At 54.8% G+C, this 23,841-nt stretch carries 22 protein-coding genes; 14 read left to right on the top strand and 8 right to left on the bottom strand.

All coding sequences use genetic code 11. From position 1 onward, the window contains the following. Positions 1–1,255, top strand: a 1,255-nt coding sequence (locus HP459_RS08535) for an iron ABC transporter permease (RefSeq protein ID WP_171936105.1), incomplete at its 5' end; no start/stop codon positions are given. 93 nt (positions 1,256–1,348) lie between these two features. On the opposite strand, the gene hemL is transcribed toward HP459_RS08535, so the two are convergent. Then, on the bottom strand, positions 1,349–2,629 hold the full coding sequence (gene hemL, locus HP459_RS08530; protein ID WP_022647096.1) for a glutamate-1-semialdehyde 2,1-aminomutase: 1,281 nt from the start codon (positions 2,627–2,629) through the stop codon (positions 1,349–1,351). Positions 2,630–2,806: 177 nt separating this feature from the next. On the opposite strand from hemL, the gene clcA reads away from it, so the two are divergent. Together clcA and erpA are read left to right on the top strand one after the other, a co-directional pair. Further along, positions 2,807–4,207, top strand: coding sequence for a H(+)/Cl(-) exchange transporter ClcA (clcA, locus tag HP459_RS08525; RefSeq protein ID WP_022647097.1), 1,401 nt, complete (start codon positions 2,807–2,809; stop codon positions 4,205–4,207). A gap of 85 nt (positions 4,208–4,292) precedes the next feature. Then, entirely contained in the window at positions 4,293–4,637 is a 345-nt protein-coding gene (erpA, locus tag HP459_RS08520; RefSeq protein WP_003856230.1) for an iron-sulfur cluster insertion protein ErpA, read from the top strand. A 57-nt stretch (positions 4,638–4,694) separates the two neighbouring features. Here the strand turns inward: erpA and HP459_RS08515 are convergent, their stop codons facing one another. The 3 genes from HP459_RS08515 to mtnN are packed head-to-tail and all read right to left on the bottom strand — an operon-like array spanning position 4,695 to position 6,842. Continuing rightward, complete coding sequence (locus HP459_RS08515; protein WP_003856227.1) at positions 4,695–5,318, bottom strand: TRIC cation channel family protein; 624 nt, start codon at positions 5,316–5,318, stop codon at positions 4,695–4,697. A 23-nt stretch (positions 5,319–5,341) separates the two neighbouring features. Beyond that, a complete protein-coding gene (gene btuF / locus HP459_RS08510; protein ID WP_023305464.1) occupies positions 5,342–6,151 on the bottom strand; it encodes a vitamin B12 ABC transporter substrate-binding protein BtuF in 810 nt (269 codons plus the stop codon). After that, positions 6,144–6,842: a 5'-methylthioadenosine/S-adenosylhomocysteine nucleosidase gene (gene mtnN / locus HP459_RS08505; protein ID WP_003856223.1), complete on the bottom strand. Its 699-nt coding sequence runs from the start codon at positions 6,840–6,842 to the stop codon at positions 6,144–6,146. Before mtnN ends, btuF begins: the two co-directional genes overlap by 8 nt. 82 nt (positions 6,843–6,924) lie before the next feature. Here mtnN and dgt point away from each other — a divergent pair, with 82 nt between their 5' ends. The 3 genes from dgt (at position 6,925) to HP459_RS08490 (ending at position 11,306) form a co-directional block, all read left to right on the top strand. Further along, positions 6,925–8,439 carry a dGTPase gene (gene dgt, locus HP459_RS08500; protein ID WP_023299363.1) on the top strand — a complete coding sequence of 505 codons (1,515 nt, stop codon included), beginning with the start codon at positions 6,925–6,927 and terminating at the stop codon, positions 8,437–8,439. Positions 8,440–8,571: 132 nt separating this feature from the next. Beyond that, positions 8,572–10,002, top strand: a complete 1,431-nt coding sequence (gene degP, locus HP459_RS08495) for a serine endoprotease DegP (protein WP_023299364.1) — start codon at positions 8,572–8,574, stop codon at positions 10,000–10,002. A 146-nt stretch (positions 10,003–10,148) separates the two neighbouring features. Next, positions 10,149–11,306, top strand: a complete 1,158-nt coding sequence (locus tag HP459_RS08490) for a CdaR family transcriptional regulator (RefSeq protein ID WP_003856217.1) — start codon at positions 10,149–10,151, stop codon at positions 11,304–11,306. Positions 11,307–11,395: 89 nt separating this feature from the next. Here the strand turns inward: HP459_RS08490 and HP459_RS08485 are convergent, their stop codons facing one another. From HP459_RS08485 to map, 4 genes are all read right to left on the bottom strand, one after another. Further along, positions 11,396–11,785, bottom strand: coding sequence for a DUF3461 family protein (locus tag HP459_RS08485; protein ID WP_022647102.1), 390 nt, complete (start codon positions 11,783–11,785; stop codon positions 11,396–11,398). Positions 11,786–11,896: 111 nt separating this feature from the next. Then, the gene (gene dapD / locus HP459_RS08480; protein WP_003856214.1) at positions 11,897–12,721 is read right to left on the bottom strand and encodes a 2,3,4,5-tetrahydropyridine-2,6-dicarboxylate N-succinyltransferase; all 825 of its coding nucleotides are present in this window, start codon (positions 12,719–12,721) and stop codon (positions 11,897–11,899) included. Between the two features lie 32 nt (positions 12,722–12,753). Beyond that, complete coding sequence (gene glnD, locus HP459_RS08475; protein ID WP_032676702.1) at positions 12,754–15,429, bottom strand: bifunctional uridylyltransferase/uridylyl-removing protein GlnD; 2,676 nt, start codon at positions 15,427–15,429, stop codon at positions 12,754–12,756. Positions 15,430–15,491: 62 nt separating this feature from the next. Next, positions 15,492–16,286 carry a type I methionyl aminopeptidase gene (gene map / locus HP459_RS08470; protein ID WP_022647104.1) on the bottom strand — a complete coding sequence of 265 codons (795 nt, stop codon included), beginning with the start codon at positions 16,284–16,286 and terminating at the stop codon, positions 15,492–15,494. Between the two features lie 321 nt (positions 16,287–16,607). On the opposite strand from map, the gene rpsB reads away from it, so the two are divergent. The 8 genes from rpsB to rseP all read left to right on the top strand — a co-directional run. Continuing rightward, positions 16,608–17,333 (top strand): 30S ribosomal protein S2, encoded by a 726-nt coding sequence (gene rpsB / locus HP459_RS08465; protein ID WP_022647105.1) that lies wholly within the window; start codon positions 16,608–16,610, stop codon positions 17,331–17,333. Positions 17,334–17,450: 117 nt separating this feature from the next. Continuing rightward, a complete protein-coding gene (gene tsf / locus HP459_RS08460; RefSeq protein WP_015572722.1) occupies positions 17,451–18,302 on the top strand; it encodes a translation elongation factor Ts in 852 nt (283 codons plus the stop codon). A gap of 149 nt (positions 18,303–18,451) precedes the next feature. Beyond that, positions 18,452–19,177 carry a UMP kinase gene (pyrH, locus tag HP459_RS08455; protein ID WP_008501910.1) on the top strand — a complete coding sequence of 242 codons (726 nt, stop codon included), beginning with the start codon at positions 18,452–18,454 and terminating at the stop codon, positions 19,175–19,177. 167 nt (positions 19,178–19,344) lie between these two features. Beyond that, complete coding sequence (gene frr, locus HP459_RS08450) at positions 19,345–19,902, top strand: ribosome recycling factor (RefSeq protein WP_003856180.1); 558 nt, start codon at positions 19,345–19,347, stop codon at positions 19,900–19,902. Positions 19,903–19,994: 92 nt separating this feature from the next. Beyond that, positions 19,995–21,194: a 1-deoxy-D-xylulose-5-phosphate reductoisomerase gene (gene ispC, locus HP459_RS08445; RefSeq protein ID WP_171936104.1), complete on the top strand. Its 1,200-nt coding sequence runs from the start codon at positions 19,995–19,997 to the stop codon at positions 21,192–21,194. A gap of 185 nt (positions 21,195–21,379) precedes the next feature. Continuing rightward, complete coding sequence (ispU, locus tag HP459_RS08440; protein WP_003856176.1) at positions 21,380–22,138, top strand: (2E,6E)-farnesyl-diphosphate-specific ditrans,polycis-undecaprenyl-diphosphate synthase; 759 nt, start codon at positions 21,380–21,382, stop codon at positions 22,136–22,138. A 12-nt stretch (positions 22,139–22,150) separates the two neighbouring features. Then, complete coding sequence (gene cdsA, locus HP459_RS08435; RefSeq protein ID WP_003856175.1) at positions 22,151–23,008, top strand: phosphatidate cytidylyltransferase; 858 nt, start codon at positions 22,151–22,153, stop codon at positions 23,006–23,008. 11 nt (positions 23,009–23,019) lie between these two features. Continuing rightward, the coding region (rseP, locus tag HP459_RS08430; RefSeq protein WP_171936103.1) for a sigma E protease regulator RseP at positions 23,020–23,841 on the top strand (822 nt) is incomplete at its 3' end.

The raw sequence follows: 23,841 nt of genomic DNA, 5'->3' as shown, positions 1-23,841 counted from the left end.
GAGCGCGTTACTGGTTAACGCCGTCGGCATCATCGGTTTTATCGGCCTGTTTGCGCCATTGCTGGCAAAAATGCTCGGCGCGCGCCGTCTGCTGGCGCGTCTGATGCTGGCGCCGCTGATTGGTGCGCTGATACTCTGGCTTTCCGATCAGCTCATTCTCTGGCTGGCGCGCGTCTGGATGGAAGTTTCCACGGGCTCGGTGACGGCCCTGATCGGCGCGCCGCTGCTGCTGTGGCTGCTGCCGCGCCTGCGCAGCATTAGCGCTCCGGCGATGGATGCCGGCGATAAAGTGCATGCCGAGCGTCAGTCGGTGGTGTGGTTCAGCCTTGCCGGGCTGGCAGTGCTGGTTATCGCCTCGTTTGCCGCACTCTCGCTGGGACGCGACGCCACGGGCTGGCACTGGGCAACGGGGGATTTGCTGCATGAACTCATGCAGTGGCGCTGGCCGCGGATTTTCTCCGCGCTGATTGCGGGCGTCATGCTGGCGGTGGCGGGCTGTATTATCCAGCGTCTCACCGGCAACCCGATGGCAAGCCCGGAAGTATTAGGGATCAGCTCCGGGGCCGCGTTTGGCGTAGTGTTGATGTTGTTCCTCGTACCGGGAAATGCGTTCGGCTGGCTGATGCCTGCCGGGAGTATCGGTGCGGCAGTCACGCTGATGATTATCCTGATCGCCTCCGGGCGAGGTGGTTTCTCACCTCACCGCATGCTGCTGGCCGGGATGGCGCTCAGCACCGCGTTTACTATGCTGCTGATGATGTTGCAGGCGAGCGGCGATCCGCGCATGGCGCAGATCCTGACATGGATTTCCGGTTCAACATACAACGCCACCGGCAGTAAGGTGGTGCATACCGGGATTGTGATGATCGTGCTGCTGGCGATTGTGCCGCTGTGCCGCCGCTGGATGACCATTCTGCCGCTGGGTGGGGATACCGCCCGCGCGGTCGGGGTGGCGCTGACGCCAACGCGCATTGCGCTGTTGCTGCTGGCCGCGTGCCTGACGGCGACGGCCACCATGACTATCGGCCCGCTCAGTTTTGTCGGATTAATGGCGCCGCATATCGCCCGTATGATGGGTTTCCGCAGGACTTTGCCGCATATCGTGATCTCTGCGCTGACGGGCGGGGCGATCCTGGTCTTTGCTGACTGGTGCGGAAGGATGGTGCTGTTCCCGTATCAGATCCCGGCGGGCCTCCTGTCGACCTTTATCGGCGCGCCTTACTTTATTTATCTGTTGAGAAAGCAGAGTCGGTAATAAAAGTAAACGGCAATCCTTAGATTGCCGTTTTAGTGTTTGCTCCCTCTCCCTGTGGGAGAGGGTTGGGGTGAGGGCATCAAGCCGCACATTTTACAGCTTCGCAAATACCTTACGCGCTGCGTCGATGGTGTTATTGATATCTTCTTCGCTGTGCGCCACGGACATAAAGCCCGCTTCAAACGCTGACGGGGCAAGATACACGCCTTCTTCCAGCATCAGGTGGAAGAAGCGTTTGAAGCGTTCCACGTCGCATTTCACCACGTCCTGATAGCAGGTCACGGTTTTCGCATCGGTGAAGAAAATCCCGAACATCCCGCCCACGTGGTTCACCACCAGTGGAATACCCGCATCTTCTGCGGCTTCCAGCAAACCGTTTGCCAGTTGCGTCGTCCGGTCCGTCAAGGTTTCGTGGATACCCGGCTGCGCCACTTCGGTCAGACAGGCAAAGCCCGCCGCCATCGCAATCGGGTTACCGGAGAGCGTACCCGCCTGGTAAACCGGACCGGTTGGCGCCAGCGCGTCCATGACGTCCTTACGGCCGCCAAACGCGCCGACAGGCATGCCGCCGCCAATGATTTTGCCGAGGCAGGTCAGATCCGGCTCCACGCCGTAGTATGACTGCGCCCCCGCCAGCGCCACGCGGAAGCCGGTCATCACTTCGTCGATGATCAGCAGCGCGCCGAACTCATCGCACAGGGCGCGCAGGCCCGGCAGGAAATCCGGCTGCGGTGGGATACAGTTCATGTTGCCCGCAACTGGCTCAACGATGATGCAGGCGATCTCCTGCGGATACTGCTCGAACGCGGCGCGAACGGTGCTCAGGTCGTTATAGGTGCAGGTCAACGTGTGTTTCGCGAAATCAGCCGGCACCCCCGGAGAGTTTGGCTGTCCGAGGGTCAGCGCGCCGGAACCGGCTTTCACCAGCAGACAGTCGGCATGGCCGTGATAACAACCTTCGAACTTGATGATCTTGTCACGGCCGGTAAAACCGCGCGCCAGACGGATAGCGCTCATGGTCGCTTCGGTACCGGAGTTCACCATACGCACCATGTCCATCGTTGGCACCAGTTCGGTGACCAACTCCGCCATTTTGACTTCCATCTCGGTTGGCGCACCGAAGCTCAGGCCGCGCTGAGCGGCTTCAATCACCGCGTTGCGGATCGCCGGGTGGTTATGCCCCAGTACCATCGGACCCCAGGAACCGACGTAATCGACATAGGCTTTACCATCCACATCATACAGATATGCGCCATCCGCACGTTCGATAAACAGCGGGGTGCCACCCACGCCGGTAAAGGCGCGCACGGGTGAGTTTACGCCGCCTGGGATTAGCTCGCGGGCTGCGCTGTAGAGGTTTTCAGACTTGCTCATGGCGTCGTTCCTGGTTCGTAGAAATGAGTTAAGGCAACTATTCTAAGTGATTCGGAAGAGGTTATAAAATTTTTGCCCCATAGAAGGCTTAACAATTGTTAAGTATTTTTCAGGGGACGAGGGGATTGTCTCTGGTAGAATCCCTGCGGCCTTTTGTATGACGAAACAGAACAGGTAATGAACGAGAACACGCCTTCTTTTGAACAACAACAGTTTACGCGCGCGAAGCACCGGGTCAGTATCCGGCGGCTGCTCAACCGTGACAAAACCCCGTTAGCCATTCTGGTGGCAGCCGCCGTTGTGGGCACGCTGGCCGGGCTGGTAGGCGTCGCGTTTGAGAAAGCCGTCAATGCGGTGCTCAACTGGCGCATAGGTACCGTCGCCAGCTTCGCGGATCGTGAATGGCTGGTCTGGGTGTGGGCCTTTGGCCTTTCGGCCCTGTTTGCCATGGTGGGCTATTTTCTGGTGCGTAAATTCGCACCTGAAGCAGGTGGCTCGGGGATCCCTGAAATTGAGGGGGCGCTGGAAGAGCTACGCCCGGTTCGCTGGTGGCGCGTGCTTCCTGTGAAATTTATCGGCGGGATGGGAACGCTCGGAGCGGGCATGGTGCTCGGTCGGGAAGGACCAACGGTACAGCTGGGCGGTAACGTCGGGCGCATGGTCGGCGATCTGTTCCGTATGCGCAGCGCCGAAGCGCGCCATACGCTGCTGGCAACGGGGGCGGCGGCCGGGCTGTCTGCCGCGTTTAACGCGCCGCTGGCGGGTATCCTGTTTATCATTGAAGAGATGCGCGCCCAGTTCCGCTACAACCTGATCTCCATTAAAGCGGTGTTTACCGGCGTGATTATGTCGAGCATTGTCTTTCGCGTCTTTAACGGCGAAGGGGCGGTGATTGAAGTTGGCAAGCTAACCAATGCGCCGGTCAATACTTTGTGGCTGTATCTGATTCTTGGGATGATTTTTGGCGTCGTTGGCCCGCTTTTTAACACCCTGATTTTACGGGCGCAGGATATGTTTCAGCGCATCCATGGCGGAAATACCACGAAATGGGTGCTGGTGGGGGGCCTGCTTGGGGGCGTGTGCGGGATCCTCGGTTTTATCGAACCGAATGCGGCGGGCGGCGGTTTCGGTCTGATTCCCATTGCCGCGGCGGGGAATTTCAGCGTAGGCCTGCTGCTGTTTATGTTTATTTCACGCGTCATCACCACGGTATTGTGCTTCTCCTCTGGTGCCCCGGGCGGCATTTTCGCCCCGATGCTGGCGCTGGGGACGCTGCTGGGTACGGCGTTCGGGATGGCGGCGGCGGCAGGCTTCCCGGCCTACCATCTGGATGCGGGGACGTTTGCGGTTGCGGGAATGGGGGCGCTGCTGGCGGCCTCCCTGCGTGCGCCGCTGACCGGGATCGTGCTGGTGCTGGAAATGACCGACAATTACCAGCTCATTTTGCCAATGATCATTACCTGCCTCGGCGCGACACTATTAGCCCAATTCCTGGGTGGAAAACCGCTATACTCCACCATTCTTGCCCGTACCCTGGCGAAACAGGAAGCTGAACAGGCCCTGAAGCAGAATACTTGAATGAATTACCAGGGTATTAGATAATGACAAAAAGAATTGGGTGATTTTTACCCAATAGCAGTCGCAGTATTCATGGGAGCATAAGATGAGTGATGACGTAGCGTTGCCGCTGGAATTTACCGAAGCAGCAGCGAAAAAAGTGAAAACCCTGATTGCCGACGAGGACAATCCGGATCTGAAACTGCGTGTTTATATTACCGGCGGCGGCTGTAGTGGCTTCCAGTATGGTTTTACCTTTGACGACCAGGTTAACGATGGTGATATGACTATCGAGAAACAGGGCGTCGCGCTGGTGGTTGATCCGATGAGCCTGCAATATCTGGTGGGCGGTTCAGTGGACTACACTGAAGGTCTGGAAGGTTCGCGCTTTGTGGTGACTAACCCGAATGCGACCAGCACCTGCGGGTGTGGTTCTTCATTCAGTATTTAACCTGAATGCAAATTGTAGGCCCGGTAAGCGAAGCGCCACCGGGCTTATAAACGACACCTATCTTGAATTTTCATCCAGTGCAAACGTCGGCAGCTTCAGGTGCCAGCGTATCGCCGCTAAACGGATCACCAGCGTTACCACCATCCCCAGCATCGCCGCGTTTTCCAGCGGGACAGCAAAGGTATAATACGCCGTGGCGTGAACAATCCCCCCGATGATACAGGCCGTCGCGTAGATTTCCGTTCGCAGGATCATCGGGACTTCTCGCGCCAGAATGTCGCGAATAATCCCTCCGCCCACGCCGGTCAACACGCCCATACAGATCGCCACCAGCGGGCCAGTCCCGGCAATAAAGGCTTTATTCACGCCTATTCCCACAAAGACCGCCAGACCGACGGCATCCAGCACTGGCAATATCCATTTTGGTAGTCTGCGAGGCTGACGAACCAGCACGATGGTTAACAGGCAGGTGACCATCGCCACCACCAGATCCGTTGGATCTTTTACCCAGAATACCGGGCCGTTTGCCAGCGCCATATCGCGAATCGTTCCGCCGCCTACCGCCGTAACGACGCCGAGCACCAGTACGCCAAAAGGATCCATGCGTAGTTTTCCGGCAAGCAAAACGCCGGAGATAGCAAAAACGGCTGTGCCAAGAATATCCAGCCAATACACGAGCATCGTTAAATCCTCGAATAGGGTATTTATCTGTTTGAGTGACTCTCTGCCAGTTCGGCGCAGAGTTGTTTTGCGGCGAGGATAATACGCGGGCTGGCGCGTTCAAACCAGTCGCTGTTGAGTGCGATGACCGGAATTTTAAGCTGCCGATGCCAGAATTGTTCTATTTTAGGAATCTCGCTCGCATTTCCGACCACCACAATGGCCTGCGGTTGTCGCGCAAGAACCTGCTCACGACTGACCTGCGGCCAGGGGACCCGGCTTTCGGCAAAGATATTTTCACCTCCACAGATCTCAAGCACCTGGTTCTGGATCGAACCTTTCCCGGTAGTGAACAGCGGCTGGCTGCCAAATTGCAGAAAAACGCGTTGTTTCGGTTGCGTGCCGTATCGGGTTTTTAGCGCAGCATAGTCGTTGAGCATCTGCTGTGCAGCATGCTCGGCGCGTTGGGGGGTAGGGCTGAAGGGCGCGAGGTCCCGGAGGGTTTGCGCCACCTGTTCGATGCTCACCGCATCTACCCATTTTACCGTTATTCCCAGCGAAGAGAGCTGGTCCACCTGTCGTTCGGCATTACCGCCGCGCCAGGCAAGAACCAGATCGGGCTTCAGCGCCACGATGCGTTCCAGGTTCATTCCCTGCCAGGTGGCAACCTGTTCGAGATGGGCGGCCTGCGGTGGATAATCGGAAAAGCTGCTCACCGCAACGGGCGTAATCCCGGCGGCAAACGCCAGTTCCGTATTGGCAGGGGAGAGTGTGATCACCCGCGGCGCGGCGATGAGCCAGGCCGGGGCGAGCAGAAGCAGGGCGACCAGCGCCCTGAATGACACCTTACCCACGCGCCAGTTTCTGCACCAGGGTTTCCACCATCACGGTGGACTGTTTGGCCGCAACGGCCAGGAACTCGTCGAAGCTGATGTGGGACTGCTGGTCCGCCACGTCAGAGATCGCGCGAACGACCACGAACGGCACGCTGAAGTTATGGCACACGTGCGCAATGGCCGTGGCTTCCATCTCAACGGCCACAGCCTGCGGGAAGTTATGACGGATTTTCGCCAGACCAACAGAGCCGTTGATAAAGGCATCGCCGCTGACGATCAGGCCACGCACCGCATTGAGATTCAGCTCGTTAATGCAGCTTTCAGCGGCGGCAATCAGCTTATCATCCGCTTTAAACCCGGCCGGGCAGCCCGGAAGCTGACCATATTCGTAGCCGAATGCGGTGACGTCTGCATCGTGGTAACGCGCTTCGTCGGAAACCACGATATCGCCCACTTTCAGCGTCGGCGCCAGACCGCCCGCCGAACCTGTATTAATGATAACGTCAGGCTTGCAGCGCTCAAGCAGCAGGGTCGCGCCCAGTGCCGCTGCAACTTTACCGATGCCTGATTTCAGCAGAGCCACGTCAACGCCGTTCAGCTGGCCGGTGTAGATCTCACAGCCACCGAGGGAGAGGGTCTGACGGTTCTCAATTTTGTCACGCAGCAGCGTAACTTCTTCTTCCATTGCACCAATAATGCCGATTTTCATAGATTTACTCGCGATGTGCCTTGTTAAGATGCATAGTCTATCATGCGGTTAAGGGGAAACGCATTCTCACGCGGGGGAGCACATGGCACCAATCGATTTTCGCACCAAAATTAACTGGCACCGACGTTTCCGTTCGCCACAGGGCGATAAGAGCGAACATGAGATCCTGCGCATTTTTGAAAGCGATCGCGGACGCATCATCAATTCGCCCGCCATCCGCCGGTTACAGCAAAAAACCCAGGTGTTCCCGCTGGAGCGTAACGCCGCGGTGCGTACGCGGTTAACGCACTCCATGGAAGTGCAGCAGGTGGGGCGCTACATTGCAAAAGAGATCCTCAGCCGTCTTAAAGAGCAACGTCTGCTGGAAACCTACGGGCTGGATGAACTGACCGGGCCGTTCGAAAGCATCGTTGAGATGGCCTGCCTGATGCACGATATCGGCAATCCTCCCTTTGGTCATTTCGGCGAGGCCGCCATCAATGACTGGTTTAAACAGCGGCTTTTTCCCTCTGACGCCATAAGCCAGCCGCTCAGCGATGACCGCTGTGTGGTACGCGATTTACGCCTGCGTGAGGGCGAAGATAGCCTGAACGATCTGCGCCGCAAGGTGCGTCAGGATCTGTGTCATTTCGAAGGTAACGCGCAGGGGATCCGTCTGGTGCACTCCCTGATGCGCATGAATCTGACCTGGGCGCAGGTGGGCTGTATTCTCAAATACACGCGTCCCGCGTGGTGGATGGGGGAAACGCCTGCCACCCATAGCTACCTGATGAAAAAACCGGGCTATTACCTGTCGGAAGAAGCGTACATTGAACGGTTGCGTAAAGAACTTTCGCTAACGCCGAATGGCCGTTTTCCATTGACGTGGATTATGGAAGCGGCTGATGACATTTCTTATTGCGTGGCCGATCTGGAAGACGCAGTGGAAAAAAGAATATTCAGCGTCGAGGAGCTGTATCAGCATCTTCACGATGCCTGGGGAGAGCATGAAAAAGGTTCTCTGTTTGCACAGGTCGTCGAGAATGCCTGGGATAAATCGCGTTCAAATTCGCTGAGCCGCAGTACCGAAGATCAGTTCTTTATGTATTTGCGGGTCAATACGCTGAATAAACTGGTGCCGTATGCGGCCGCCCGTTTCATTGATAATTTGCCGATGATATTTAGCGGGGAATTTAATCACGCCCTGCTGGAAGATGAGAGCAGTTTTAGTCAGCTGCTTGAATTATATAAAAACGTGGCTGTTCGCCATGTTTTCAGCCACCCGGATGTCGAACAGCTGGAGCTGCAAGGATACCGGGTTATCAGCGGGTTGCTGGAAATTTATGGCCCGCTGCTCCAGCTGACGGTCGATGAGTTTTGCGAGCTGGTCGAAAATGAACGTGTTCGCCGCCTGCCGATTGAATCTCGTCTCTATCAGAAGCTTTCAACCCGTCACCGGCTGGCATACATTGAGGCCGTCAGTAAAATAGATCGTCATTCTTCCCAATGGCCAGTCATGGAATATTATTATCGCTGTCGTCTTATCCAGGACTATATCAGCGGGATGACAGATTTGTATGCCTGGGATGAATACCGCAAGCTTATGGCCGTTGAATAAGCCATGAGTTTTGTAAAGACGACCAATAAATTTTTACTTTTTCCATAAACTTAATCCCGGAACTAAGCGGTATAAAACGAATCTGAGTTACACAGCAATTTTGCGTTATCTGGTAAATCGAGATTGAGAAACATGAAAAAAACCACATTAGCAATGAGTGCACTGGCTCTGAGTTTAGGTTTAGCGTTGTCCCCTCTGGCGACGGCGGCCGAGACAGCTTCCTCGGCAGCGACTGCACAGCAGATGCCAAGCCTGGCCCCGATGCTCGAAAAAGTGATGCCATCGGTGGTGAGTATTAACGTTGAGGGCAGCACAACCGTCAATACGCCGCGTATGCCGCGTAATTTCCAGCAGTTCTTCGGTGACAATTCGCCATTCTGCCAGGACGGTTCGCCATTCCAGAGCTCCCCGTTCTGTCAGGGCGGCGCAGGGGATGACGGTCAGGGCGGCGGCCAGCAGCAGAAATTCATGGCACTCGGCTCGGGCGTTATTATTGATGCAGCGAAAGGCTACGTGGTGACCAATAACCACGTGGTAGATAATGCTAACACCATTAAGGTTCAGATGAGCGATGGCCGTAAATTCGATGCCAAAGTGGTCGGTAAAGACCCGCGCTCCGATATCGCGCTGATTCAAATTCAGGATCCGAAGAACCTGACGGCGATTAAGCTTGCCGACTCTGACGCGCTGCGCGTGGGTGACTACACTGTCGCCATCGGTAACCCGTTTGGTCTGGGCGAAACCGTGACCTCGGGTATCGTCTCCGCGCTGGGACGTAGCGGCCTGAATGCGGAAAACTATGAAAACTTCATCCAGACGGATGCGGCCATTAACCGCGGTAACTCCGGCGGTGCACTGGTTAACCTGAACGGTGAACTGATCGGTATCAACACCGCTATCCTGGCACCAGACGGTGGCAACATCGGTATCGGCTTTGCTATCCCGAGCAACATGGTGAAAAACCTGACTGCGCAGATGGTGCAATATGGACAGGTGAAACGTGGTGAGCTGGGTATCATGGGGACCGAGCTGAACTCCGAGCTGGCGAAAGCGATGAAAGTGGACGCTCAGCGCGGCGCATTCGTGAGCCAGGTCATGCCGAACTCTTCAGCGGCGAAAGCCGGCATTAAAGCGGGTGACGTGATCACCTCTCTGAACGGTAAACCGATCAGCAGCTTTGCCGCCCTGCGTGCGGAAGTGGGTTCTATGCCAATCGGCAGTAAAGTGACCCTCGGCCTGCTGCGTGAAGGTAAGCCAGTTAACGTGAGCCTGGAACTGCAACAGAGCAGTCAGAATCAGGTGGATTCCAGCACCATCTTCAGCGGTATTGAAGGTGCTGAGATGAGCAACAAAGGGGCAGATAAAGGCGTGGTGGTGAACAACGTGAAAGCGAACTCACCTGCTGCCCGTATCGGCCTGAAAAAAGGTGATGTGATCATGGGCGCTAACCAGCAGCCGGTGAAAAACATCGCTGAACTGCGCAAAATTCTCGACAGCAAGCCGTCCGTGCTGGCACTGAATATTCAGCGTGGTGATACCTCTATTTATCTCCTGATGCAGTAATCTTCTTAAGCCCCTGTTCGCAGGGGCTTTCTCTTTTCTGTGACCTTTCCCACAACTCCATACATCTCTCTCTGCCTTTGGGCATCTGCACAATGCAGCCTTAGCTGAACTTCCCTATGCTTGAGCTCTGCTCACGGGAGGGTTATATGGCTGGCTGGCATCTTGATACCAAAATGGCGCAGGATATCGTGGCGCGCACCATGCGAATCATCGATACCAATATCAACGTAATGGACGCCCGAGGGCGCATTATCGGCAGCGGCGATCGTGAGCGTATTGGTGAATTGCACGAAGGGGCGTTGCTGGTGCTCTCTCAGGGGCGCGTGGTCGACATTGATGACGCCGTGGCGAAACATCTGCACGGGGTCCGTCAGGGGATCAACCTGCCGCTGCGTCTGGAAGGAGAGATTGTTGGCGTTATCGGTCTGACCGGCGATCCTGAATCGCTGCGTAAATACGGCGAGCTGGTCTGCATGACGGCGGAGATGATGCTGGAGCAGTCGCGTCTGATGCACCTGCTCGCCCAGGACAGCCGCCTGCGTGAAGAGCTGGTGATGAATTTGATCCAGGCGGAGGAGCACACGCCTGCCCTGAGCGAGTGGGCGCAGCGTCTGGGTATCGACCTGAATCAGCCGCGCGTGGTCGCCGTGATTGAGGTGGATAGCGGCCAGCTTGGCGTGGATAGCGCCATGGTGGAGCTACAGCAGCTGCAAAATATGCTGGCGACGCCGGAGCGTAACAACCTGGTGGCAATCGTCTCTTTGACGGAAATGGTGGTGCTCAAGCCTGCGCTTAATCAGTTTGGCCGCTGGGACGCGGAAGATCATCGTCGCCGCGTTGAGCTGCTCATCGAGCGCATGAAGGAGAACGGACAGCTCCGTTTTCGCGTCGCGCTGGGAAATTACTTTACCGGGCCGGGAAGTATCGCCCGTTCATGGCGAACGGCGCGCACTACCATGATGGTGGGTAAACAGCGCATGCCGGAGAGCCGCAGTTATTTCTATCAGGATCTGATGCTGCCGGTCCTGCTCGACAGTTTGCGCGGTGGCTGGCAGGCCAACGAGCTGGCGCGCCCGCTGGTGCGTCTGAAAGCGATGGACAACAACGGGCTGCTGCGCCGTACGTTGCAGGCGTGGTTCCGGCATAACGTGCAGCCGCTGGCAACGTCAAAAGCGCTGTTTATTCACCGTAATACGCTGGAGTATAGGTTAAACCGGATCTCGGAACTGACGGGGCTGGATTTAGGGAATTTTGACGACCGGCTACTGCTGTATGTGGCGTTGCAGCTGGATGAACAAAGATGATGCTGTTTGCCGGGTGGCGGCTTCGCCTTACCCGGCCTACATGCGTTCGTAGGCCCGGTAAGCGAAGCGCCACCGGGCAATAAAACGGCTCATTTGTTACGCGTCAATTTCTCAAGATCAGCTTCAATTTCGCTGATCTTATGGGTAACAACACTTTCCAGGTGACGCAGGTCGTCAAGGATCTTACGTTTCAGATCGACTTCGCTGCGATCGCGCTGGCAGATTTGATCGAGTTCGTCGATAACGTAGCGCAGGTTAGGGCTGATTTCCTGTACTTCTTTATATCCCTGACCGATACCGTCAGCGACAACGGTCTTACGCTGGCGTGGGTATTTAAATTTCACGCTTTTGGCGAAGAACTCTCCTTTGTCCTTGTGAAAATAGATTTTCAAAATATCGTTATTGGCTTCCTGGCGGAGACTATAACGATCAATTTCATCAGGATTGGTAATGCCCAGACTTTTCAGATTATCATACATAGCGGTACCCTTGATCTCAACATAACCTATGAATAATTAACGAAAAAATCTATTTTCGCCACCTTCGGATATAAAAAAAGCGGGGTTGCCCCCGCTTTTTGTTATACCCGATTAATCGATGGTGCGCAGCAGTTCATTGATGCCCACTTTACCGCGCGTTTTCGCATCCACTTTTTTCACGATGACCGCGCAGTACAGGCTGTATTTGCCATCTTTAGACGGCAGATTGCCGGAAACCACAACGGAACCGGCTGGAACGCGGCCGTAGTGAATTTCACCGGTTTCGCGATCGTAAATACGGGTGCTCTGGCCAATGTACACGCCCATGGAGATCACAGAACCTTCTTCGACGATCACGCCTTCAACCACTTCGGAACGTGCGCCGATGAAGCAGTTGTCTTCGATGATGGTTGGGTTAGCCTGAAGTGGCTCCAGAACGCCACCAATGCCGACGCCGCCGGACAGGTGAACATTTTTACCGATCTGCGCGCAGGAGCCGACGGTAGCCCAGGTGTCCACCATGGTGCCTTCGTCAACGTAGGCGCCGATGTTCACGTAGGATGGCATCAGCACGGTGTTGCGTGCGATGAATGCCCCCTGACGAACGGCTGCCGGTGGTACTACGCGGAAGCCCTCTTTCTGGAAGCGCGCTTCGTCGTAATCCGCAAATTTCATTGGCACTTTATCGAAGTAGCGGCTTTCTGCTCCGTCGATAACCTGGTTATCGTTGATACGGAAAGAGAGCAGCACAGCTTTCTTCAGCCATTGATGAGTAACCCACTGACCGTCGATTTTTTCTGCCACGCGCAGCGCGCCGGAATCCAGCAGGGAAATAACCTGGTTTACCGCTTCACGGGTCACGGTATCCACATTTGCCGGAGTGATGTCGGCGCGACGCTCAAAAGCGGACTCAATAACGTTCTGTAACTGCTGCATTGTTTACTCTTTCCATTTCACTAAAAAACACGTCACCCTTTATCGTTTGGATTGAGGGCTGCTGTCAACCGTTGTTGCACTTCAAGTTGCAGGTCATTATTAAGGGCACGCCGGTCGGCCGTCGCGATTATAAATAAATCTTCTACTCGTTCGCCAATGGTTGTAATTCGGGCGCCGTGAAGCGAAATTCCCAGATCGGCAAAAACCTGGCCGACGCGGGCGAGCAGCCCTGGCTGGTCGAGCGCAATCAGCTCAAGGAACGATTTACGGTCGGTATGGGTCGGCAGGAAATTGACCTCGGTATCGACGGTAAAGTGGCGCAGTTTTGCTGGCTGACGTCGCGGCTGCGGAGGTTGCCAGCTGCGCTGCGTAATCGCCTGCTCGAGGCCAAAGCGTATCCCCTCATGCCTGTCCGACGACAGCGGGCTGCCATCCGGCTCCAGTACAATAAAGGTGTCCATCGCCATGCCGTCGCGGGTGGTAAAAATCTGCGCGTCGTGAACGCTCAGGTTACGCCTGTCCAGTTCGGCGCAGACCGCCGCAAACAAATAAGGCCGGTCCGGGCTCCAGATAAAGATCTCCGTTCCGCCACGCGTGGCCTGCGGGCTGAGCAGAATCATTGGTTTCGTCAGGTCGTGCTTCAGCAGATGCCGGGCGTGCCAGGCAAGCTGGTTTGGGCTGTGGCGCACAAAGTAGTTGGCGCGACAGCGCGCCCAAATCTGATGTAGTGCCTCTTCGTTAATGTTATCCATGCGCAACAGGGCAAGCGCCTGCAACTGGTGGTGGCGCACGCGCTCGCGCATATCCGGGGTGTTCTGCATCCCGCGACGCAGCTGTTTTTCGGTGGCGAAGTACAGTTCGCGCAGCAGGCTCTGCTTCCAGCTGTTCCACAGGGTTTCGTTGGTAGCGCAGATATCGGCTACCGTCAGGCAGACCAGGTAGCGCAGGCGGTTCTCCGTTTGCACTTCCTCGGCGAACTGCTTGATCACTTCTGGATCCTGAATATCACGACGCTGAGCGGTAACCGACATCAGCAGATGATGGCGAACCAGCCAGGCAATAAGCTGCGTCTCACGTGAGTTCAGGCCGTGCAGCTCGGCAAATTTCAGCACGTCCTGGGCACCGAGTACGGAGTGGTCGCCGCCGCGACCTTTGGCGATATCATGGAACAGGGCGGCGATCAGGATCAGTTCGGGGTGAGAGAGGCGCGGCCACAAATCAACGCACAGCGGATGGCGGGATCGCGTCTCTTCTCTGGCAAAACTTTCCAGCTTCAGCATGACGCGGATCGTGTGCTCATCCACCGTATAGGCGTGAAACAGGTCGAACTGCATCTGCCCGACAATATGCGACCACTGTGGCATATAGGCCCACAATACGCTGTGTCGGTGCATCGGCAGCAGACCGCGGCTGACGGCGCCCGGATGACGAAGCATGCTCAGGAATAGCGAGCGCGCCTCCGGGATGTAACACAGCGGCTGCTTCAGATGACGCCGCGCGTGGCGTAAATGGCGAAGGGTGGTGGAGTAGATCCCGGTGATCGTGCTGTTGCGCACCATGGTATAGAACATTCGCAGGATCGCTTCCGGTTCGCGGATGAACAGCGTTTCGTCGCGAAGATCGATCAGCGTGCCGCGCAGCTGAAATTCGTCATCAATCGGACGCGGTTTTTCGTCTGCCGTCAGCGCGAGGATCGCCTCATCGAACAGCTGTAACAGCATCTGGTTCAGCTCAGAGACGCGGCGAGTGACGCGGAAGAAATCCTTCATCATTTGCTCGACCGGCTCGTTGCCCTCGCCCTGGTAATTCAGGCGCTGCGCCACGCTAAGCTGCCGGTCAAACAGCAGGCGGTTATCGTAGCGGGTGACCTCCAGGTGCAGCGCAAAACGGATGCGCCAGAGCAGATGCAGGCACTCGTTGAGTTCGTTACGTTCGGCTTCGGTCAGAAAACCAAAACCGACCATTTCGTCCAGCGAGGTGGCCCCAAAATGGCGACGGGCGACCCATTGCAGCGTGTGGATATCGCGCAGGCCACCGGGGCTGCTTTTAATATCCGGTTCGAGATTATAGCTGGTGCCGTGATAGCGCTGGTGGCGCTGGTTTTGTTCTTCGACTTTCGCGGCGAAGAATTTTTCTGAAGGCCAGAAGCCGTCGCTAAAGATGTGCTTTTGCAGTTCGAGGAACAGCGCCACGTCGCCAATCAGCAGGCGGGTTTCAATTAAATTGGTGGCGACGGTCAGGTCAGATAACCCTTCCAGCAGACACTCTTCCAGCGTGCGCACGCTGTGACCCACTTCCAGCTTCACGTCCCAGAGCAGGGTCAACAGTTCACCGATTTTCTGCGCCCGATCGTCCGGCAGTTTTTTACGGCTTAAGATTAGCAGGTCGATATCAGAGAGCGGATGCAGTTCACCCCGGCCATATCCGCCGACAGCAACCAGCGCGACGTCGCTCACCTGCCCGAAACCGTAGTCGATCCACAGACGTTGCAGGAGCTGGTCGATAAATTCGGTGCGCGCTTCAATGAGCTGTTCGGCTGAGACGCCTGCGTCAAATGCGCTACCCAGCCAGCGATGGAAAACCGCCATATGGGATTTGATATGTGCGCAGGTCAGCTCATGCGGTGGCCAGACGCCCGGGTTATCAGGCTGGTCGGGGAGGGTGGGAAGTGCTGTGTTAGCATACTGTTCGGGTAAGAGATTACTCATCGTGCGCCACCCATAAGAAAAAGCTATCGCCATTAAAAAAGCCGGCATTCGCCGGCTTCTTATCACTCAATGTTCGTCAGTATCGCCGGGATGGTGTCATCCTTGCGCAACGTCATAATTTCGCAGCCGTTGTCTGTAACCACAATAGTATGCTCGTACTGGGCAGACAAGCTTCTGTCTTTGGTTTTTACCGTCCAGCCATCTTTCATGGTACGGATGCGGTAATCGCCCGCGTTGACCATTGGCTCAATAGTGAAGGTCATGCCCTTTTGCAGCACTACGCCACCGTCGTCTGCATCATAGTGCAGAACTTGCGGTTCTTCATGGAACACACGACCAATACCGTGACCGCAATATTCACGCACCACGGAGAAACCTTCCGCTTCCACAAACTTCTGGATTGCGGCGCCGATGGTGCGCAGGCGGATGCCTGGCTTCACCATTTTCAGCGCCAGGTAGAGGCTGTCCTGGGTGACTTTACACAGGCGCTCGCCCAGAATCGTTGGCTTGCCAACGATGAACATCTTAGAGGTGTCACCGTGGTAGTCATCTTTAATGACGGTCACGTCGATGTTGACGATATCGCCATCTTTCAGCAGCTTCTCGTCATCCGGAATGCCGTGGCAAACCACTTCATTAATAGAGATGCAGACGGATTTTGGAAAACCGTGATAGCCAAGGCAGGCGGAGACCGCGTGCTGCTCGTTGACGATATAGTCGTTACAGATGCGATCCAGTTCGCCGGTGCTGACGCCCGGTTTCACAAACGGTTCGATCATTTCAAGCACGTCAGCGGCCAGACGACCGGCGACGCGCATCTTTTCAATTTCTTCAGGTGTCTTAATAGAGATAGCCATGTAATCTGTCCATCGGTGTCGATTTTTTCGACAATACTAGTGTAAGTGTTGTCAATGGTATCAGTCAGGCGCACCCCGTGCCAAATTGAGAATCATTAACAGCACACTCCGCCAACAATTATTGGTTTCTGGCCGTGTTTTGTGATATAAAGCGCGCCGGACTTCCGATCCATCTCAGATACACAGGCTGGACGGGAGCGACAAATCTCACTTTGTGTAACAACACACACGTATCGGCACATATTCCGGGGTGCCCTTCGGGGTCGGTAATATGGGATACGTGGAGGCATAACCCCAACTTTCAATATAGAGGTTTTAAACATGGCAACTGTTTCCATGCGCGACATGCTCAAGGCTGGTGTTCACTTCGGTCACCAGACCCGTTACTGGAACCCGAAAATGAAGCCTTTCATCTTCGGCGCACGTAACAAAGTTCACATCATCAACCTTGAGAAGACTGTACCAATGTTCAACGAAGCCCTGGCTGAGCTGAGCAAGATCTCTTCCCGTAAAGGTAAGATTCTGTTCGTTGGTACTAAGCGCGCTGCAAGCGAAGCTGTGAAAGATGCTGCTAACAGCTGCGACCAGTTCTTCGTGAACCATCGCTGGTTGGGCGGCATGCTGACCAACTGGAAAACTGTTCGTCAGTCCATCAAGCGCCTGAAAGATCTGGAAACCCAGTCTCAGGACGGTACTTTCGATAAGCTGACTAAGAAAGAAGCGCTGATGCGCACTCGTGAACTGGACAAGCTGGAAAACAGCCTGGGCGGTATCAAAGATATGGGCGGCCTGCCAGACGCGCTGTTCGTAATCGATGCAGACCACGAGCACATCGCAATCAAAGAAGCTAACAACCTGGGTATCCCGGTATTCGCTATCGTTGATACCAACTCCGATCCGGACGGTGTTGACTTCGTTATCCCGGGTAACGACGACGCAATCCGTGCTGTTAGCCTGTACCTGAGCGCTGTAGCTGCTACCGTTCGTGAAGGCCGTTCCCAGGATCTGGCTTCTCAGGCGGAAGAAAGCTTCGTAGAAGCTGAATAATAAGGTTTTACCCCTTATTAGTACCGTGTATGAATAGGGGCCCATTATCGGCCCCTTTTTTCAATTTATACTGTTTGGCTCCCGGCCGGGCAGTTCACATCTCCCGAGGATTTAAGAATGGCTGAAATTACCGCATCCCTGGTAAAAGAGCTGCGTGAGCGTACTGGCGCAGGCATGATGGATTGCAAAAAAGCGCTGACCGAAGCGAACGGCGACATCGAGCTGGCAATCGAAAACATGCGTAAATCCGGTGCGATCAAAGCAGCTAAGAAAGCAGGCAACGTTGCTGCTGACGGCGTGATCATCACCAAAATCGACGGCAACTACGGCATCATTCTGGAAGTTAACTGCCAGACTGACTTCGTTGCTAAAGATGCTGGTTTCCAGGCATTTGCTAACAAAGTTCTGGACGCAGCGGTTGCAGGCAAAATCACTGACGTTGAAGTGCTGAAAGCACAGTTCGAAGAAGAGCGTGTTGCGCTGGTTGCTAAAATCGGTGAGAACATCAACATCCGTCGCGTATCTTCCCTGGAAGGCGATGTTCTGGGCTCTTACCAGCACGGCGCGCGTATCGGTGTTCTGGTTGCGGCTAAAGGCGCTGACGAAGAGCTGGTTAAACAGCTGGCAATGCACATCGCTGCAAGCAAACCAGAATTCGTTAAGCCAGAAGACGTGTCTGCTGAAGTGGTAGAGAAAGAGTACCAGGTTCAGCTGGACATCGCGATGCAGTCTGGTAAGCCAAAAGAAATCGCAGAGAAAATGGTTGAAGGCCGCATGAAGAAATTCACCGGCGAAGTTTCTCTGACTGGCCAGCCTTTCGTAATGGATCCAAGCAAGTCTGTTGCTCAGCTGCTGAAAGAGCACAACGCTGACGTGACTGGCTTCATCCGCTTCGAAGTGGGCGAAGGCATCGAGAAAGTTGAGACTGACTTCGCAGCAGAAGTTGCTGCCATGTCCAAGCAGTCTTAATGATTGAAAAGGAGCCGCCTGAGGGCGGCTTCTTTTTGTCACCCGTCTCACGAAATCAGACAGGCTCCAGTATCGCTGTGCTGATTAGCGACATATCATGTCGCCAGAATTAACCCCATCTTAATCGTTGACAGTCTCAGGAAAGAAACATGGCTACCAATGCAAAACCCGTGTACAAACGCATTCTGCTTAAGCTGAGTGGCGAAGCGCTGCAAGGATCGGAAGGCTTCGGTATTGACGCAAGCATCCTTGATCGCATGGCACAGGAAATCAAAGAACTGGTCGAACTGGGTATTCAGGTTGGCGTGGTCATTGGCGGTGGCAACCTTTTCCGTGGTGCTGGTCTGGCGAAAGCGGGGATGAACCGCGTAGTGGGCGACCACATGGGGATGCTGGCAACCGTGATGAATGGCCTGGCGATGCGTGATGCGCTTCATCGCGCCTATGTGAACGCTCGCCTGATGTCCGCTATTCCTTTGAATGGCGTATGCGATAACTACAGCTGGGCAGAGGCTATCAGCCTGCTGCGCAACAACCGCGTGGTGATCCTCTCCGCCGGTACGGGTAACCCGTTCTTTACCACCGATTCCGCAGCCTGCCTGCGCGGTATCGAAATCGAAGCCGATGTGGTGCTGAAAGCGACCAAAGTAGATGGCGTGTTTACTGCCGACCCGGCAAAAGATCCTTCCGCGACCATGTACGATCAGCTGAGCTACAGCGAAGTGCTGGATAAAGAGCTGAAAGTGATGGATCTTGCCGCCTTCACGCTGGCTCGCGACCATAAACTGCCGATCCGTGTTTTCAACATGAACAAGCCTGGCGCGCTGCGTCGCGTCGTGATGGGCGAAAAAGAAGGCACTTTGATCACGGAATAATTTCCGTCGGCGATAAATACAGGTAAGATTCCGCTTTACTTTGTAGTGGTATCTTACCTGGACGCGCCTTTGGCGCTGTCATGAATTAAACGCGACTATACTTAGCACACCTGTAGCGCTGTGCTGGCGGATAGTCTGCCTGAGACAAGTTTTCAAGGATTCGTATCGTGATTAACGACATCAGAAAAGATGCTGAAGTACGCATGGACAAATGCGTAGAAGCGTTCAAAAACCAAATCAGCAAAATCCGTACTGGCCGTGCTTCCCCAAGCCTGCTGGATGGCATCATCGTAGAATACTACGGTACGCCTACGCCACTGCGTCAGCTGGCGAGCGTGACGGTAGAAGATACCCGTACCCTGAAAATCAACGTGTTCGATCGCTCAATGAGCCCGGCCGTTGAAAAAGCGATCATGGCATCTGACCTGGGTCTGAACCCAAGCTCAGCGGGCGCGGATATTCGTGTTCCACTGCCTCCGCTGACGGAAGAGCGTCGTAAAGATCTGATCAAAGTCGTTCGCGGTGAAGCAGAGCAGGGTCGCGTTTCCGTGCGTAACGTGCGTCGCGATGCGAACGATAAAGTGAAAGCCCTGCTGAAAGAAAAAGAGATCAGCGAAGATGACGATCGTCGTTCTCAGGACGACATTCAGAAAATGACCGACGCGGCGATCAAGAAAATTGATGCGGCGCTGGCAGAAAAAGAAGCGGAACTGATGCAGTTCTGATTTTCGCTATACACTGATAAACGCCGTTCAGAAGGACATTGAGTCTTGCTGGCGGCGTTTTGCTTTTATCTGGTCTAACTTTTGGGCATCTCATGAAGCATCTCACTCTCCTCGGCTCGACCGGCTCTATCGGTTGCAGCACTCTCGACGTCGTACGTCATAATCCCGACAGCTACACCGTGACCGCACTTGTGGCCGGAAAAAACGTGCAGCGAATGGTCGAACAGTGCATGGAGTTTACCCCTCGTTTTGCGGTGATGGATGATGAAGAGAGCGCCCGCCAGGTGAAAGCGCTGTTGCAGGAGAAGGGCTGTCGTACCGAAGTGCTCAGCGGGCAACAGGCGGCTTGCGATATGGCCTCGCTTGATGAAGTTGATCAGGTAATGGCGGCAATCGTCGGGGCGGCGGGTCTTCTGCCGACGCTTGCCGCTATTGATGCGGGAAAAGATGTTCTGCTTGCAAATAAAGAGTCGCTGGTCACCTGCGGACGCCTTTTTATGGAGGCGGTAAAACAGCGTGGGGCGCGTCTTTTGCCGGTCGATAGCGAGCACAACGCGATTTTTCAGAGTTTACCCCAACCTTTTCAACAAAACCTGGGGTACGCTGACCTGGAGCAGAATGGCGTTGTGTCGATTCTGCTTACCGGGTCTGGTGGCCCGTTCCGTGAAACGCCACTGTCTGAATTGAGCGCAATGACGCCGGATCAGGCGTGTCGTCATCCGAATTGGTCAATGGGGCGTAAGATCTCCGTCGATTCGGCCACCATGATGAATAAAGGTCTGGAATACATTGAAGCTCGCTGGCTGTTCAATGCGTCGGCGAAACAGATGGAAGTGCTGATCCACCCGCAGTCGGTGATTCACTCTATGGTGCGCTATCAGGACGGCAGCGTGCTGGCCCAGTTGGGCGAGCCGGATATGCGTACGCCTATTGCTCATACGATGGCGTGGCCAAACCGCGTAAAATCGGGCGTTAAGCCTCTCGATTTTTGCAAGCTGAGTTCACTGACGTTTAGCGAGCCTGATTACGACCGTTATCCCTGCCTGAAACTGGCGATGACGGCCTTCGATCAGGGGCAGGCGGCGACAACGGCGCTTAATGCAGCCAATGAAGTGACCGTTGAAGCATTCCTGAATCAGCAGATCCGCTTTACTGATATCGCCGCGTTGAATTTATCCGTGCTGGAGATGATGGATTTGCGTGAGCCGCAGAGTGTGGAAGAGGTGCTGGCCGTGGATAAACAGGCACGTATTGTTGCGCGTAAACAGGTGACACGTCTCGCAAGCTGGTGATAAAGCAAGCACTAGTCGTCGTGCTATTTGTTAGCGTTGGGCTTCAGTGATATAGTCTGCGCCACCTGATCGCAGGTATTTGGCTTTAAGTGGTCAGGTAAGCCGTGGTATGACACGGCTTTTTTATGTATAGGCTTCAGTATTCCTGTGTACCGTTAAATCCTTTCAGGGACTAAAAACGCGTTATGTTGTCTGCGAATCAACCAATAAGCGAAAACTTGCCAGCACATGGCTGTCGCCATGTTGCAATCATCATGGATGGCAATGGCCGCTGGGCGAAAAGACAAGGGAAGATACGAGCCTTTGGGCATAAAGCCGGGGCGAAATCTGTTCGCCGCGCCGTTTCTTTTGCCGCCAATAACGGCATTGATGCGTTAACGCTCTATGCTTTTAGCAGTGAAAACTGGAATCGACCTGCGCAAGAAGTGACTGCGTTGATGGAACTGTTTGTGTGGGCGCTCGATAGTGAAGTAAAAAGCCTGCACCGCCACAACGTCCGCTTGCGTATTATTGGCGAAACCAGTCGTTTTAACTCACGTTTGCAGGAACGGATTCGCAAAGCTGAAGCGCTGACGGAAAATAATACCGGCCTGACGCTCAATATCGCGGCGAATTACGGCGGACGCTGGGATATTATCCAGGGGGTTCGGCATTTGGCTGAGCAGGTTCAGGAAGGGCTGTTAAGACCCGACCAGATTGATGAAGAGGCGCTGAGTCAGCAAATCTGCATGAATGAACTGGCTCCCGTGGATTTGGTTATAAGGACAGGGGGGGAGCATCGCATAAGTAACTTTTTGCTGTGGCAAATTGCCTACGCTGAACTTTACTTTACGGATGTTCTTTGGCCAGATTTTGATGAACAAGACTTTGAAGGTGCGCTGCATGCCTTTGCCAATCGAGAGCGTCGTTTCGGCGGCACCGAGCCTGGTGGCGATAACGCCTGATGGGGGTAGCTTTTGCTGAAGTATCGCCTGATTTCCGCTTTTGTATTAATACCCGTCGTTATCGCAGCGCTGTTTTTACTGCCTCCGGTGGGATTCGCTATTGTTACGCTGGTGGTGTGTATGCTCGCCGCGTGGGAATGGGGGCAGCTTAGCGGCTTTACCTCGCGCACTCAGCGGGTATGGCTGGCGGTACTCTGTGGTTTTTTACTGGCCCTGATGCTGTATACCTTGCCTGAATATCATCACGATGTTCACCAGCCGCTGGTTGCCGGATCCTTATGGATATCGCTGGCCTGGTGGATTGCTGCGCTTGTTTTAGTGCTTTTCTACCCGGGCTCTGCGGCGATCTGGCGTAACTCTAAAGTGTTGCGCCTTATTTTTGGTCTGCTCACGATTGTTCCGTTCTTCTGGGGTATGGTTGCGCTGCGCGCCTGGCACTATGACGAAAATCACTACAGCGGCGCAATATGGCTGCTTTATGTGATGATTCTCGTCTGGGGGGCTGACTCCGGAGCCTATATGTTTGGTAAACTGTTTGGCAAACATAAACTGGCGCCAAAGGTTTCTCCGGGCAAAACCTGGCAAGGCTTCATCGGCGGCCTGTTTACGGCAGCGATTATCTCCTGGGGCTATGGCGTCTGGGCGAATCTTGAGGTTGCCCCCTCCACGCTGCTGGTATGTTCGATTTTCGCGGCGCTGGCATCGGTACTGGGTGATTTAACCGAGAGCATGTTTAAGCGTGAAGCAGGGATTAAGGACAGTGGTCACCTGATTCCAGGACATGGCGGAATACTGGATCGCATTGACAGCCTTACCGCGGCTGTTCCCGTATTTGCTTGCCTGCTTTTACTGGTGTTTGGGACGATATAACGGAAGGTTTTATGCTGAGCATTCTCTGGAATCTGGCGGCGTTCATTGTTGCATTGGGTGTACTGATTACCGTGCATGAATTTGGCCATTTCTGGGTTGCCCGGCGCTGTGGTGTGCGGGTAGAGCGATTCTCGATTGGCTTTGGCAAATCGCTCTGGAAGCGCACCGATAAGCATGGCACCGAGTTTGTCATTGCTCTGATTCCCCTGGGCGGCTATGTCAAAATGCTCGACGAACGCGTTGAGCCTGTCGCCCCGGAACTTCGACATAGCGCGTTCAACAATAAAACTGTTGGCCAACGTGCTGCCATCATCGCTGCCGGACCGGTAGCCAATTTCATCTTCGCTATCTTCGCCTACTGGCTGGTGTTTATTATCGGCGTGCCTGGCGTACGCCCGGTTGTGGGTGAAATCACCACGGGTTCCATTGCGGCAACGGCGCAAATTACACCGGGAATGGAACTTAAAGCGATTGATGGTATCGAAACCCCTGATTGGGATGCCGTGAGGTTACAACTGGTTGCGAAAATCGGTGATGAGCAGACAACCGTCAGCGTATCGCCTTTTGGTTCCGACCAGCGGCAGGAAAAAGTGCTGGATTTACGCCACTGGCGCTTTGAGCCAGACAAAGAGGATCCAGTCGCTACACTGGGGATTCGCCCGCGCAGCGCGCAGATCGAGCCGGTGTTAGCCGAAGTACAGTCTAATTCGGCAGCGAGTAAAGCAGGTTTACAAGCGGGTGACAGGATCGTTAAAGTCGATGGTCAGCCATTAACACAATGGATGACCTTTGTTACTCTGGTGCGCGATAATCCAGGCAAGCCGCTCGCGCTG

Origin of the sequence: Enterobacter sp. CM29, from assembly GCF_013179605.1 — a bacterium.
Lineage (GTDB): Bacteria > Pseudomonadota > Gammaproteobacteria > Enterobacterales > Enterobacteriaceae > Enterobacter > Enterobacter intestinihominis.
The sequence above is the reverse complement of the archived record's forward strand: the minus strand, read 5'-3'. Positions and strand labels throughout refer to the sequence as shown.

What these genes read in the sequence shown, in the direction of transcription:
- erpA (WP_003856230.1), top strand. Translation starts at nt 4,293, where the DNA reads ATGAGTGATGACGTAGCGTTGCCGCTGGAATTTACCGAAGCAGCAGCG.
- clcA (WP_022647097.1), top strand. Translation starts at nt 2,807, where the DNA reads ATGAACGAGAACACGCCTTCTTTTGAACAACAACAGTTTACGCGCGCG.
- dapD (WP_003856214.1), bottom strand. Translation starts at nt 12,721, where the DNA reads ATGCAGCAGTTACAGAACGTTATTGAGTCCGCTTTTGAGCGTCGCGCC.
- ispU (WP_003856176.1), top strand. Translation starts at nt 21,380, where the DNA reads ATGTTGTCTGCGAATCAACCAATAAGCGAAAACTTGCCAGCACATGGC.
- HP459_RS08490 (WP_003856217.1), top strand. Translation starts at nt 10,149, where the DNA reads ATGGCTGGCTGGCATCTTGATACCAAAATGGCGCAGGATATCGTGGCG.
- glnD (WP_032676702.1), bottom strand. Translation starts at nt 15,429, where the DNA reads ATGAGTAATCTCTTACCCGAACAGTATGCTAACACAGCACTTCCCACC.
- degP (WP_023299364.1), top strand. Translation starts at nt 8,572, where the DNA reads ATGAAAAAAACCACATTAGCAATGAGTGCACTGGCTCTGAGTTTAGGT.
- dgt (WP_023299363.1), top strand. Translation starts at nt 6,925, where the DNA reads ATGGCACCAATCGATTTTCGCACCAAAATTAACTGGCACCGACGTTTC.
- HP459_RS08515 (WP_003856227.1), bottom strand. Translation starts at nt 5,318, where the DNA reads ATGCTCGTGTATTGGCTGGATATTCTTGGCACAGCCGTTTTTGCTATC.
- mtnN (WP_003856223.1), bottom strand. Translation starts at nt 6,842, where the DNA reads ATGAAAATCGGCATTATTGGTGCAATGGAAGAAGAAGTTACGCTGCTG.
- pyrH (WP_008501910.1), top strand. Translation starts at nt 18,452, where the DNA reads ATGGCTACCAATGCAAAACCCGTGTACAAACGCATTCTGCTTAAGCTG.
- tsf (WP_015572722.1), top strand. Translation starts at nt 17,451, where the DNA reads ATGGCTGAAATTACCGCATCCCTGGTAAAAGAGCTGCGTGAGCGTACT.
- hemL (WP_022647096.1), bottom strand. Translation starts at nt 2,629, where the DNA reads ATGAGCAAGTCTGAAAACCTCTACAGCGCAGCCCGCGAGCTAATCCCA.
- map (WP_022647104.1), bottom strand. Translation starts at nt 16,286, where the DNA reads ATGGCTATCTCTATTAAGACACCTGAAGAAATTGAAAAGATGCGCGTC.
- HP459_RS08485 (WP_022647102.1), bottom strand. Translation starts at nt 11,785, where the DNA reads ATGTATGATAATCTGAAAAGTCTGGGCATTACCAATCCTGATGAAATT.
- rpsB (WP_022647105.1), top strand. Translation starts at nt 16,608, where the DNA reads ATGGCAACTGTTTCCATGCGCGACATGCTCAAGGCTGGTGTTCACTTC.
- ispC (WP_171936104.1), top strand. Translation starts at nt 19,995, where the DNA reads ATGAAGCATCTCACTCTCCTCGGCTCGACCGGCTCTATCGGTTGCAGC.